This is a genomic window from Flavobacterium keumense (assembly GCF_029866485.1).
Lineage (GTDB): Bacteria > Bacteroidota > Bacteroidia > Flavobacteriales > Flavobacteriaceae > Flavobacterium > Flavobacterium keumense.
The window spans coordinates 105,854-118,901 of sequence record NZ_CP092332.1; the positions used below are offsets into that span (position 1 = coordinate 105,854).

Here is a 13,048-nt window from a genome sequence, read left to right on the forward strand (position 1 = left end):
TTTTTAATTTAATGAATACGTGGAAAAATTTCTGACCCTAATTTTTTGTTTATCAGTAGTTTTTATAGCTTCCTCTCAAGAATTATCCGATAAAGAAACAGATGATGTTATTGATGGTTTATTTGAGAATAGTAAAACCTTGGATGAGGTTTTAGCGTCTTTTACAAAGTATCAGTTTTTGTATCTTTCTATAAATTATAACGATAAAACCTTCTTTTCAGGAAGAGATATAGGAGTGAGTCAATTTAGTCTTACGCCAAAAATAAGTTACTTACATTATTCGGGTTTTTCTGCCACTGTATCTGGAGCGTATTATAATAAATTTGATCCAAAATGGGACTTAACCATTGTAAATATTGGTTATGGAAAGAGTTTAGGGAAAAATAGTAACCTTAAATATTATACTTCATACATGAGGTATTTTTATAACAATGGTCTTTCTAATTCATTTGAAAACGATATTACGGCTGGATTTGGGGTTAAAAACAAGAAAAAAACGTTAGGAACGCTACTATCAGGGTCTTATTTGTTCGGTAAAGACCATGCCTTACAGCTTGCTTCAACCACCTATGTATTATTTAAATTAGTCAAAACCCCACAATACAGATTGGATTTTAGACCACAATTTAGTCTTATTGCAGGAGACCTAACGGTAGAGTTGTCACGAACGTATTTTCAGAATGGTCGTATAGTAACAGATTATACCACAAATAAACAATTCTATTTGATTAATAAACAACTTAATTTGCCAATTCAATTTAGTACAAATTCTTTTGATTTTGAGTTGGGTTACAACATCAATTTCCCTTCTGCCATTGGTAGTGAGACCAATTTAAAAAACACGTGTTATTTTAATTTTTCGGCTGCTTATTTGTTTGATTTGAAATAAAAAACCATAACTATCTAGATTAAAAGAAAATTGTGGTTTCAATAGTGAGTAATATTGATTAAACGGGTATAAATAATTGTTTTTCTAAAGGACATCAAGTGGATAAAAATAAAAAATTAAGTTCATTGGTAAAAAAATAAGTACAAACCAAACAGTTGTTTTTTCCAATCCGACAATTTAGCCAAATGGTTTTTAATCTTAATTTTATTGACTTTGCAAAAAGAAAAACAACTAAAACAAAAGTTGCTTAGATATCAATAAAATATAATTACAATATTTATGGGTTATTCACCAATGACAATAGCGAACTACTTCATACAAGAAAAAGCCAAATTTGGCAAATTGACTTCAATGAAGTTAATCAAACTGGTTTATATTTCTCACGCTTGGTGTATTACATTAAAAGTGAAAGAAAATCCATTAAAAACTTAAATACCAAGCTTGAATATGAACCAATTTTTCCTTCATTAGATAAAGTAATAAAGAGTGAAAGGACAATCGAAGTTGAAAAACCTTTACCAACCGACAAAGAAGATATTATCTCGAGTGATAATGCTGAATTTTTAGACAAGATTTGAAACTTATACGGAAAATATAATGGTGTAGAGTGAGTGCATGACACATGCATAAAATACACCTTGGAGACAAGTTTATTGCAGAGATTGTAATTCAGAAATTCCAGATGATTTAATAATTAATCACTATATCTCAAAACTAAAATCTTATTCATAAGTGATTGATTTAAATAAATTACCAAATACCATTCCTGACAATTTCAAAGATGCAGATATTGATAGAGCTATTTCCGATGTGAAAACGTAGAATAAAAATATTTCACCCGAAGAAGAGAGGTATCGTGGAAATACAATCCTGAGAGATAATTTAGCAAAGTTTTTTACTATTGTGATATTTTTGGTTAGTATTAGTTATTCTAATACTAGTCGGTAATAATTGTAACATTAATAATTTAAGTGACACGGTGTCAATAACTCTAATAACTACCACAAAAATACAAGTTTTAGGTTTGGTATATATCCTACTTAAAGACTTATTTCCAGGTAAAAAAAGAATAAATTTCGAAAACAAATAAAATCTAAAATTATAGTAACATCCAAACATTTGTATTACAAGACACATAGTTTCTGCTTAATTTAAAAATAAATTTTGCTCCGTTAAAGTTCCAGTAACAAACTAAATTTTAACGGTTTTTCGAGTTCTGCTACTTTCAAAGCCACAAAACGGTTAGCATTCAACTTAACTTTGCTTAAATGTTTATTTTTATCAATCCCAAAAAAATCTTAGGCTGTACTAAGTAAAAGCAAACGTTTGGTAAACAAATCGACCTTCTATTAAGGCTTTTAATTGAGTACGGAGGCTCAGATTTCTTCTTTCAATTCTAACTGATTCTAAAAAGGATGACTCTATGAATAGTGTTGTGATTTTAAAATTTGTAGTGAATCAACCCATCAGTATAAATTCTTTTGGGATTAGAAAGTACTACGGTTTTGATAACTTGATTAAGTGTTTTCTTGGATCTTGAACTAACTGCAAAACTGATTATATTTTTGTTGATTTGGTCTAAATCATATACTTCCAAATTACCTTGCCTTTATGCCATAAAAAAGTTCTCATCTCATCTACTTCATAGGTTTGACCAGAATAAATGGGTGGCGATTGAACTTCTTTGGCAATGAATACTATACAAGTTTTAGTAAAGCTGTGGTAGAAGTACATAAAACTTGAGCCATACTTCTAATTCCCATTCCTTCTTTAATAAGCATTATGATATGAGAGTATTGATTTCTTTACGACATCCCTTACTTGTATAAAAATCAATATACCGTTTCGTACATGTTTTACAATAAAATTGTTGCTTTTGATTAGCTGTAAACCCGTTTTTAATAAGTGTAGAAGCAGTAAAGTTAGAACAAATTTTAATATCACTAATTTTGACCCGAGCCCCAGCGAACAGAACAAAGTTATACTCGAAGAAGTAATAAAAGCAATTTTAAGCGTTTTCAAGAAAAAATAAAAGAAAACAAAAGGTAACCCTAATAAAATAAAATCAACTTAAGTATTGATTATCAGCATCTCAATTATAAAATTTGAATCATCCCTAATTTAAATACAAAACCCTTCTGCTTTTCTATTTTCAAGCATGCTCTAAACTTTTCAACACTGCTGTTACAAGGAAAACAAATATAGGTTTAAAATTAAACTAAAGAAATAATTCCTTGATTCTGAAGAATAATTCACTAATGTACACTACCATCTTAGCCATTTAAAATACATATTATACTATTGTAAAAAAAATCAAGCTGGTTATGGATTTAATAAAGTTAACGAAATGCTCAAAAAGTAATGTTTCTAAAATCACATCGATATTAGAGTATAATTGTATCGAGGCTTTCATTACAAAAAAAGCTTCCTCAAAGATTGAAATTAAAGTTTATCGAAAAGATTTTGTATATGCAAAGCTACTAACCGAAAAATTTCTAAGACAAGAAGAATTGTCTTACTTTGAGCCTATTCAAAATGCAGAACGGTTAAGAAAAATGCATCATCTAATCAGCACTCAAACAACAGAAACTCCAACATTATTTGCTAACAAATTAGGTTTAAGCCAGAGACAATTGAATGTCTTTTTGCAGCACTTAAAAAATCTAAATGCCAAAATTGGGTATGATAATGAAAAAAATAGTTACTATTATAAAAAACCATTTAGCTTAGTATTTCAATTTTCACTTTTGAGTATAACAGATAATGATGTGGTTGAAATCATATGCACGTCTGAAGATGAATTAGATATGCAGTTTAAGAAAAAAATAGATTTTTTATTATAAATCAAACATAAGTTTAAATAATAACCAAAAGACGAAATAAATACTTTAAATCAAATAATCAATTCCAATTCTACAAAAAGATAATATCACTAGTTTTTATGAATATTTCACTGATTTATTAGTTTCTCAAAATGTAAATTTTACACAATATCAAATTACATTATTCTTGTATTTTAAAAATTCTGATAAATATGAAACATACTTTGATTTTAATTTTATTATTGTTATTTGTCAAAGCCCATCCCTGTGTTCAAGACAGTATTAGAATAAAAGTAGATATTGTTAGAAACAGTTCATTTTCATCTGGATGGCTAGAGGGGTTTGGTATTAAAAAATATAAATTATTAGAATTTAAAATAAAAGATGGTAAAATAGATTTTTTTTTACCTAATTCAATTGAACCAGGAGTCTATCGTTTACATTTAGATACAGTCAATTCCAAACCTTATATTGATTTAATAGTTGATGGAAAAGAACCTTATATTAGTTTTAATCTCGATATATATGGTTTTGATGTATATCCGTTTTTCTTTGAGTCTGTTGAAAATTCAAATTGGTACTTTTATTTAAATGAGTCCCAGATGATGGTTGCTCGATTAGATTCCTTATTTTGTCATTTATCAATGTTTAATCCTAATTTGAATGAAGATAGATTAACGGTTCGTGTTTATCAAAAAGAGCGTAAAAAATATTATGCCTTATTTGATGCTTTTATCAAAAAAAATGAAAATAGATGGTGTGCTTTACTTGTAAAGAATCGTCCTTATTATTATTCTGATTTAAATACAAAACCCGTCGAAAGAGACTTTGTTCGTAAAAATTTTTATTGGGAAGGTATCGACACAAATAATGACAAGTTGATTTTCACTCCTCTGTATGAAGAATTAATTGATATTTTTTTAAAAAAATATTACTTAAACCCTACTAATCAGTATACTATTAATCTAAATGAAAATTATTTAAAAAAGGATATAGAAGAAGTAATTAGTAAATTTTCTAATAATAGTAAAACTAAAGCATTTATTTATAATTATCTTAACACATATTTTAACAAACTAGAAAGGCACGACTTAATAAATTATATCAATAGCGTGAATAATAAATAAAAATTACGATACAGATTGAGTTAATATTGTGGGGGCAATTTTACCTTATTATTACTTTACTTCTTTTAATAATAAGTGTTATTAACTCGATTATACCCTATTGATAATTTAATTATATTTGGAATATGTATAGTTATTTTTCAAAAAGGGGAAAACTGCAATTATACTGACCAAAAGTCAGTATAATTCAGTTTTTTTTAAAAGCTCATTTTTGCCTTTAATAAAGTCTTTTCTTCAAATTCCAAGATGTTGACCAATGCTTTCTAGTACAAATTGATTGTTTTCTCCAATATTACAAAAGAATACGACTAATAATTAAGAGATGAAAACTATATTTTAGAATCATAGTTGTTGATTTAGCTTTACTCTAGAATATTGCTTGAACAAACTTAGATTAACTCAAAAGTTTAAAAAATAAATTCGTTTTACAGTATCTAAAAAACAAGAAACCATCTAAATTGGTTACTCATTGAAAAATTGATAAAAATAGAACACTTCGAAAGATTTTGTTTTAATAATTTCGCTAGCTTTTTTAAATGTGGGATTAAAAAATTGCTTTCAGCGAAACGAATTAACTAAAGAATGGAACTAAATAAACAAGAGTAAAATATTTTGGTTGTAAAATTAGCCTAATGTTATTTTGATTTGTCTCTACATTAATTAGCTCAAAAATGGCACATGAACAACAAATTTTTATTTCATAATCAAGTCAAAAAGAACAAAATTAATCACTTCTCTATCTTATGCTTTTCTATGTGGTAAAAGTGAATTTATATAAATAACAAGTTTATTGATATGGACTTTAAAAAACTTAAAATTAATATGTGGGTACAATCTAAGTACGATTTCAAACCATTATATAATGTATGTTGTATACTGATAACTATAACTGACAATGACAAAAGAGCAGTTTACACTACAATTAATGAAGCAAAATTGAAGCATATAAAAATTGTAGGCTGGCTAATTAAAACGAAATAAAAGGCGTTATCAAACGTAACATGTTCACGACAGACTCGTCACGTATAAACACAGATAAGATTGGTATTGATTAAAATAGTTTATTTAAGTTTACATATTCTAAATCATTAAACAACTTGGCTTAACATAAGTAGACGCCTTTTTTAAAAGAGGCTAAATAATTTAAATAAAATGGACAACTACAGAAAATGCTATTTAAAAAAACAAGTGCCAAAATTAAAAATTAATAAAAAAATATCTTAGAATTGTTAACTAAATACTTTTTAGGCTAGAATCCAATTTAGTGTGAAGACTTACAATTTAATGAATACTATTTTAATTATTCGGATTAGAATTTGAATAAAAATAAATTCAATTGAAATCTAGATAAATTTTAAAAAGCACTTTTGTAATATTGAAATTAGGATGTTTCCGTCTGTATTTTAAAAGCGTGGCATAAAATCTAATAAATTCTATATTTTTAATTACTTTCTTATATATTTTTTTCATTGTAACTTGGTAATTTTTGAAATTAACTTTAATTATTTGGACAAGTGAAGCATTTCGGATACAAATTAAAACGATATAGTACAGAAAGTTCATATACTCCTCCTGTGCTTAATCCTTTTAAATGATTGAAATCATATGAGTAACCAAATTGTAAATGTTCATAATTTAGTCCTCCAAATAAACCATACGAATTAAAGATAGTCCTACCGCCTGAGGAATCTTGCAAATTTGAATTTGCACTAATTCCAAAAAAATAATTTGAATAAATTAATGCTCCTCCTAAATCAATTCTCCTAAAACTACCTTGCTTTAAAAAGTTTGAGGTTAATTTTAGTTTTGCTTCATAAGGAAAAGAGATAATATCAAAATAATCAGCAATAGTAAATTGATATCCTAAATTGACAGAGAAAAACATATCTAATGGGACATCCCCATTAGACAAGATCGAAACATTTGGTTTGTTAATATGCTTTAAAGAAGTGCCAATAAAAAAATTTTCATTGTTTAAAAGTATTCCTGTAGAAAAATCAAAATAATTAATTTTTTCATTTAAAATTGAAACCTCAGATGAATTTTGATTTATTACACCATTCGAAATATCAATTTGGTCTTCTAAAACAATCCTTTTCGAATTAAATCCTCGTAAACCATATCCCAAAGCTATAGAGGGATGAAAAATCCAATTCTCTGTTAGTTGTACCTTATAAGCATAATTTATATTCACTTTGGTGAAATTATAATTGGTAAAATTTTGTCTTTGATTAATTATACTAATACCTATTCCACTATTAATTCTGTCATTCCATGTATTTATAAATGCAAATTCTGAATCTAATTGCAAATTCAAATCCGGCCATTGTACTCTATGTAACAACCCCACACTATTAGACTCTGACAATCCCGTAAAAGCAGGATTCAATGTTTCTGGGAACAAAGAATTTTGGGTAAACAATGGGTCTTGAGCCTTTGCCGTGCAGGTAGACATAATTAAAAAAATGAGTATTATTATGATTCTAATCATTTACTATCGTACTAAAATAAATGGACCATTATATTCGACTTCATCTCCATAAAAAGTTGTAGCAATTACTTTGTAATAATAATTGCCACTTTCTACAAAACGGTTATTGATTTCCCCTGTCCATCCTTGTAATGAAGTCCCTTCTTCAGAATATAACAAACCTCCCCATTTGTTAAATACTTCAATTTTAATAGTACTCAACCCTTTAAAGACAGGTTTAAAATTATCATTCAATCGATTATTGTTGGGCGTAAATGCATTAGGAACAACTACTTCGTAGCCTTTATCAACTTTAATGGTTGTAGTGTACGAATAATTACATCCAAAAGGATACTTTACTGTTTGTATTATAGTATATGTCCCTTCTTTTAAATAACTATGTTTAGGACTTGATTCGGTAGAAACACTCCCATCTCCAAAATCCCAAGTAACAGATTCAAAATCTCCTGTTGAGTTATCTACAAACTCAATTGGGTCTTTGATAGAATATATTCCATAAGTAGACAATCCAATTGAACTAGTAGTAAAATTAGGATAACCCAAGATTGGTATTTTTAGATTTAAACTATAATTAGATTCACATCCTAAACCATCTTGTACTTTTAAAACCACAATTCCGTTTTGATTGGTAGTCATAATTTCATTATTCAATCTACTAACTTTGCCACTTAACCAATTATAGCTGAATGGTGGTATTCCTCCTGAAGCCTCCGCAACAAAAATCTGACTTACTAGTCTGTTTGTACAATCAAATTCGTTTTTTGTGTTAACTTTTATATCAATTGGATCTTGCCTCATAACACTGTAATATTCTTGCTTCACACATCCTCTACTATCCGTTACTGTTACACTATAATTTCCTGCTGATAAATCTGTTAGATCTTCTGTTTGGGCTCCATTAGACCATTGATATAAAAAAGGTGCAGTACCTCCTGCTACTAACAAATTAATAGAACCGCTGTTTGCGTTGGTGCAATCAAATGCATCAATAGTGTTTGCTGTCAAAACTAATTCTTGTGGGTCAACTAAAAGAAATGATTTAGTGAGGGTACATTTACTTGCATCCGTTACAGATACCTTATAGATACCGGGTTTCAAATTATTCCTGTCTTTGCCGGCTAAGGGGCTATCTTCCCAAACTAATTGTATTGGAGACTGTCCACCTATAATAGCTACAGTGATACTACCATTATTAGCTCCATGACAACTTATTTCTTTAACTGCTGTATCTATCCTGAATAATGGAGGTTCAGGAATAGTAATGGTAACATTCTTTATACAGTTCTTACTATCTGTAACACTTACCTGATACTCTCCTGCAGCAAGATTATCTTGAGAGACTCCTCCTCCCAAGTTGCTCCAAGTGGTTTGATAAGGAGCCGTTCCTCCTGTAATATTTAAAGCAATAGAAGCATTATTAGTCCCTGAACATTTTATAGAAGAAGTAACCACATTTACTTTAATCTCTGGATTTACCGTTACTGTAAGCTTAAAATCAGCCCCTATACAACCCTTTGCATTTGGTGTCACAGTATAGACTGCATTAGCTGAAGTTAATCCAGAATTAATTAAATTTTGTTGAAAATTTTCCTGTACGATTGATACCATCTGAGCGCCTGTAATATTAGTGCTACTTATTTGAGGATAGGTCCAAGTATAAGTTGTACCTGATGGAATAACATTTCCTGAACTCTCTGATGGAATAACCAAAATCTTTTCTCCGCTACAACTAATGGTTTCTATTGAACCAATGATTGGATAAGTACTCACAATTATTTGAGCGGTATTAGATGTAATTTTGTTACACCCACTATCTAGAAAAGAAATGACACAATAGTAATATTTCTTACCTAAAACATTAGATGGAGGTATAAAATTCGAATTGGTTGCTCCAGCTATTAGTATTCCTGACTCATTAGAATCTATAGTATTAGAATACCACTGATATTGAGGAGTGCCTGCTCCATTACTGTAGCTTACTTTCAAATCCTTAGCAATTGCATCTAAACATATACCCCCAGAAAGTGGTTGTTCTGAAATTGTTGGGGGCAAAACAATTTCAATTTTAGCCAGTTGTGAAATCACTTCACATCCTTTATTGATTTGAGTAATTGAACAATAATAGTAGACTTCTCCTATATCTATGGTTGGGGGTATATAATTTTCAAACTCTTCGAAAGGGATCTTTCTTGCACCGGTTATAGAATTAGTCGTATTTTTATACCATTGGTATTGATAACTCGTTCCAGCCCCTCCACTAACACTAACTTTTAGTTCATGAGCGCCTGTATCTCTGCATAAAGTTTGAGCCAGCACGGGTTGGTTTGTAACTGATATATTATCCACAACTATTACTTCTGCTGGATTACTTCTAGCAATACCACAACCACTACTACTTAATGAAATAACAGCATAGTAATAAAACTTGCCTACTGTAGTAAAAGCAGGAGGTGTATAACTTAATGTTGTGGCAGAAGGAATAAGTGTTCCTCCTATATTACTATTAATGGTATTAACATACCATTGATATATTGGTGTACCAGCTCCCCCATTATAATCAACTTCTAATGGAGCTATAGTACCTCCAACGCAAATTGATTGGGTGGTTTTAGGTTGTTTTTTTATAGTAACTAAAGGATTTACATAAAAAGTTTTACTTGATTGACAACCCTTGTTATCAGTGTATATTATATCTGTACGTCCTACAGCAACGCTATTTATAAGTCCTGAATCAGAAATAGTAGCCACAGAAGTATCTGTAGAAGCCCAAGATGCAACTAAGGTGTTGACTGGATTAGTTTGTAACTGAACAGCTGTGCCTCCTAGACACATTTCTAAATCTCCTGTAATAGTTGTTATGGGATTGACAATAACTTCAACAGGTTTAAGTATAGAACATCCTGTGAGTTTATGAGTAGCTTTTATATAATATGTTCCTGAAACAGAAATTTGGTATGGTTTAACTAAAGAACTTGTTGCATTATTATCTTTCCAATACGTATAGTCCAAATTCGATTCTGAGCCTGTTGTCACTGAAGCATCTAATAAATCGACCACTTTAGGAGCACAAACTGGGCTTGGGTTTGTCACAACGAATGATGGGATGGGAGCTATGATTAGCTCTCTGTTTTCAGCTACTGCAATCCCACATTCATTTGTAATTGATAAAGAAATGATATAAGTCCCTGGAAGATAACTAACAGTAGGATTTTCGTCAGTTGAAGTGGCTGGAGTACCTCCTGGAAAACTCCAAGCATAGCTCATGCTTCCCGTAGATGTACAATTATTTACAGTTGCAGTTGGATGTACTACTACAGCAACTCCTTCTTTTTCTTGACAAATAGAAGAAATAGAATTAATTAATTGAAACTTCTGGCTTTTTATTCACTTTAACTTCCTGTGATAAAGAAGTAACTTTACCACAAACGTTAATTGCCGAAAGTTGTATGATATAAATACCTGAAGTTTCAAAGTTATAAGATGGATTTTTAGATTTATCATCAGTGGAGTTAGTATAAGACCACACTGGGGTTTCTATACCACAAATTCCTTTTGTATAGGATACTGTCCATAAATAAGAAGGTACAGCTGTTATATTCGTATTTAGAGTACTATTGGTAGCATTTAATGCTAACGGACTACATCCAACAGTTGTGTCTAAAGAAAAACTAGGAACCAAAGGAACATCAACTGTAATAGTTGTAGTTGTTTCTGAAACACCACACCGATTACCAACACGCATTTTTATAGTATAGGTTCCTGCAACGGTAAATGTAGGGCAAATAATAGCAGTACCTTTATCCCAAAGACCTATTATATCAGACCCGTAATCTTTACCGAGTGTACTACCTGAGGGTAAAGTGTATCCAGTTGAAGGTGTAATGGTCCAAACTGTTGCTGGAGTTGAATTACAAGATGCATTTCCGCTGGTTACTTCTATTGAACCTATTGACGTATTTTGAATACAAATTGACTGATTCAAACAACTATTTGAATCTGCAGTAATTTTAGCCTTTGGGGGTGAAGAAACAAAAATAGGACCAACGCTAACCACAGCAGTACCACAAGGATTAATAGCCTTTACGGTACCCGAAAAAGAATTTGGTATAGACGACGAACCACTAACATAAGTACTCCCACAGGAATTTTTATCAAATTTATGCGTAATTTGAGTAGGCAAATTAGCTTGCGTGTAGCGTTCAATATCAGTACCATCACTGAAACTAACCTCATAGGTTGTACCAGGAGGATTATTTATAGTCCCCGATAAAGGAAATGACAGTGTTTGTCCAACACAAATATCTGCATTTAGAGCAGCTGTAAATCCTACAGCAGGATTACTCCCTAAAAAAACCTTATATGTTTGGGTTGCGGAACATCCAGCGCTATTAGTTACAGTATAAAGCAATGTATAATACCCTACATTATAAGTGTGTTTTTTAGAAGTCCAAGAATTTAACGTTTCCGTTGTTCCATCTCCCCAGTCAATAGTATAAGATGTATTTGTACCTACCGTTGTAGATGCATTAACAAACTCAAACTCAGAAGCAGTATTTCCACAAATTTTAAATACTGTACTCCCGTCAAAATCAAACTTCCCTGTGCCATTGATTTGAGTATTAGGAAAGGGTAATGGATTTACAGTAACAGTAGCCGATTCATTAACCGATGTTACTGTTCCAGCTGCATCAATATAAGAAAGCAATTTATAGACAAACACTCCTGCAACATCAGTAGGAACACCAACTGTCACAATAGCTGTGCTCGAAGACACAGTTAAAGCTGGCCCTCCATTAATCGTGTACACAAAATTTAACGGTAGATTAGCTGTCGAAGCCGTAAAAGTAACTATGGGTTGAGTTGCATTTAAACAAACTGAATTACTACTAACTACTATTGGGCTTGAAGGAGGAGGGATTACTTGATTATAACTTTTACTAAAAGAATATGCTCTCATGATAGGGAAAAGCATAAAACATAGTGGAATTATAATCAAATTTACTTTATTCATAAAAACATTAAATTGTAATTGATTGCTATTTCAAAAATTGTTCTAAACAATTATGAAAGCTATTAATTATATTCCCTTTCCCTGACAAATCAACAACAGGATATTCCTGAATCAATTGAAAAGAACTAAATAGTCTTTTGTTAACCGTTCCAATTATTATTGATTTTGAAATTGGAGCTAATTTTACTAATTGTATAACATCTCTTGGCTCATAAATAACAACAAAAAAAACACTAGGTCTTATCAATTCTGTTTCAGCACACTTAAGAATAGAATTAACTGTTTCTATTGAAAACTTATTTTTTCTAAAGCCTTGAAACAAAAAAGAAAATTTATTTTTTTTATCTATCAAAAGTATATTCTGCCTATTTCCTTTAATCATAAAACTAGTATTGTGTTATAAATTATTTAAATAATCCTGAATTATTTTACAATCTGATTCATTACTACTTAGCTGTAATGATTCGCTTTTTCCAAAACATTTTACTAAAAATAAATCTAAATCCGAATCATATGAAATAATCGCAAATCCTGCAGAAATTACATCTAAAGAAACATCACTATGAATAATATTAGTTTCAAATAGCAATACTTTTTTAGTTTTAGTGATACTGTACTTTACTAATTTCATAAGTATAATTAATTTTATTAACTGAATTTATCCATACTGGCAAAGCCAGTATGGAATTCAGCCTTCAACACCCTAAT

General features: G+C 30.2%; 10 protein-coding genes. 3 read left to right on the forward strand and 7 right to left on the reverse strand.

What is annotated here, in order from left to right; all coding sequences use genetic code 11:
- Window positions 1-19 precede the first annotated feature (19 nt).
- Window positions 20-889 carry a hypothetical protein gene (locus MG292_RS00510; protein WP_264532543.1) on the forward strand — a complete coding sequence of 290 codons (870 nt, stop codon included), beginning with the start codon at window positions 20-22 and terminating at the stop codon, window positions 887-889.
- 1,578 nt (window positions 890-2,467) lie between these two features.
- Here the strand turns inward: MG292_RS00510 and MG292_RS00515 are convergent.
- On the reverse strand, window positions 2,468-2,623 hold the full coding sequence (locus MG292_RS00515; protein WP_264532542.1) for a hypothetical protein: 156 nt from the start codon (window positions 2,621-2,623) through the stop codon (window positions 2,468-2,470).
- Between the two features lie 46 nt (window positions 2,624-2,669).
- The gene (locus MG292_RS11335) at window positions 2,670-2,861 is read right to left on the reverse strand and encodes an IS1/IS1595 family N-terminal zinc-binding domain-containing protein (RefSeq protein WP_425287153.1); all 192 of its coding nucleotides are present in this window, start codon (window positions 2,859-2,861) and stop codon (window positions 2,670-2,672) included.
- A 352-nt stretch (window positions 2,862-3,213) separates the two neighbouring features.
- On the opposite strand from MG292_RS11335, the gene MG292_RS00520 reads away from it, so the two are divergent.
- Window positions 3,214-3,732, forward strand: a complete 519-nt coding sequence (locus MG292_RS00520; RefSeq protein ID WP_264532541.1) for a hypothetical protein — start codon at window positions 3,214-3,216, stop codon at window positions 3,730-3,732.
- Between the two features lie 191 nt (window positions 3,733-3,923).
- Window positions 3,924-4,838: a hypothetical protein gene (locus tag MG292_RS00525; protein ID WP_264532540.1), complete on the forward strand. Its 915-nt coding sequence runs from the start codon at window positions 3,924-3,926 to the stop codon at window positions 4,836-4,838.
- Window positions 4,839-6,336: 1,498 nt separating this feature from the next.
- On the opposite strand, the gene MG292_RS00530 is transcribed toward MG292_RS00525, so the two are convergent.
- The 5 genes from MG292_RS00530 to MG292_RS00550 form a co-directional block, all read right to left on the reverse strand.
- Entirely contained in the window at window positions 6,337-7,329 is a 993-nt protein-coding gene (locus MG292_RS00530) for a PorP/SprF family type IX secretion system membrane protein (RefSeq protein ID WP_264532539.1), read from the reverse strand.
- Between the two features lie 3 nt (window positions 7,330-7,332).
- Window positions 7,333-10,593: a PKD domain-containing protein gene (locus MG292_RS00535; RefSeq protein ID WP_280157927.1), complete on the reverse strand. Its 3,261-nt coding sequence runs from the start codon at window positions 10,591-10,593 to the stop codon at window positions 7,333-7,335.
- Between the two features lie 91 nt (window positions 10,594-10,684).
- Window positions 10,685-12,286 (reverse strand): hypothetical protein, encoded by a 1,602-nt coding sequence (locus MG292_RS00540; RefSeq protein WP_280157928.1) that lies wholly within the window; start codon window positions 12,284-12,286, stop codon window positions 10,685-10,687.
- A 79-nt stretch (window positions 12,287-12,365) separates the two neighbouring features.
- Complete coding sequence (locus MG292_RS00545; protein WP_264532537.1) at window positions 12,366-12,722, reverse strand: hypothetical protein; 357 nt, start codon at window positions 12,720-12,722, stop codon at window positions 12,366-12,368.
- Window positions 12,723-12,737: 15 nt separating this feature from the next.
- Window positions 12,738-12,971 carry a hypothetical protein gene (locus tag MG292_RS00550; protein ID WP_264532536.1) on the reverse strand — a complete coding sequence of 78 codons (234 nt, stop codon included), beginning with the start codon at window positions 12,969-12,971 and terminating at the stop codon, window positions 12,738-12,740.
- Between the last annotated feature and the right edge of the window lie 77 nt (window positions 12,972-13,048).

Coding starts and splice junctions, on each gene's coding strand:
- MG292_RS00540 (WP_280157928.1), bottom strand. CDS start 12,286: ATGAGAGCATATTCTTTTAGTAAAAGTTATAATCAAGTAATCCCTCCT.
- MG292_RS00550 (WP_264532536.1), bottom strand. CDS start 12,971: ATGAAATTAGTAAAGTACAGTATCACTAAAACTAAAAAAGTATTGCTA.
- MG292_RS00545 (WP_264532537.1), bottom strand. CDS start 12,722: ATGATTAAAGGAAATAGGCAGAATATACTTTTGATAGATAAAAAAAAT.
- MG292_RS00535 (WP_280157927.1), bottom strand. CDS start 10,593: ATGAGCTATGCTTGGAGTTTTCCAGGAGGTACTCCAGCCACTTCAACT.
- MG292_RS00515 (WP_264532542.1), bottom strand. CDS start 2,623: ATGTACTTCTACCACAGCTTTACTAAAACTTGTATAGTATTCATTGCC.
- MG292_RS00525 (WP_264532540.1), top strand. CDS start 3,924: ATGAAACATACTTTGATTTTAATTTTATTATTGTTATTTGTCAAAGCC.
- MG292_RS00520 (WP_264532541.1), top strand. CDS start 3,214: ATGGATTTAATAAAGTTAACGAAATGCTCAAAAAGTAATGTTTCTAAA.
- MG292_RS00530 (WP_264532539.1), bottom strand. CDS start 7,329: ATGATTAGAATCATAATAATACTCATTTTTTTAATTATGTCTACCTGC.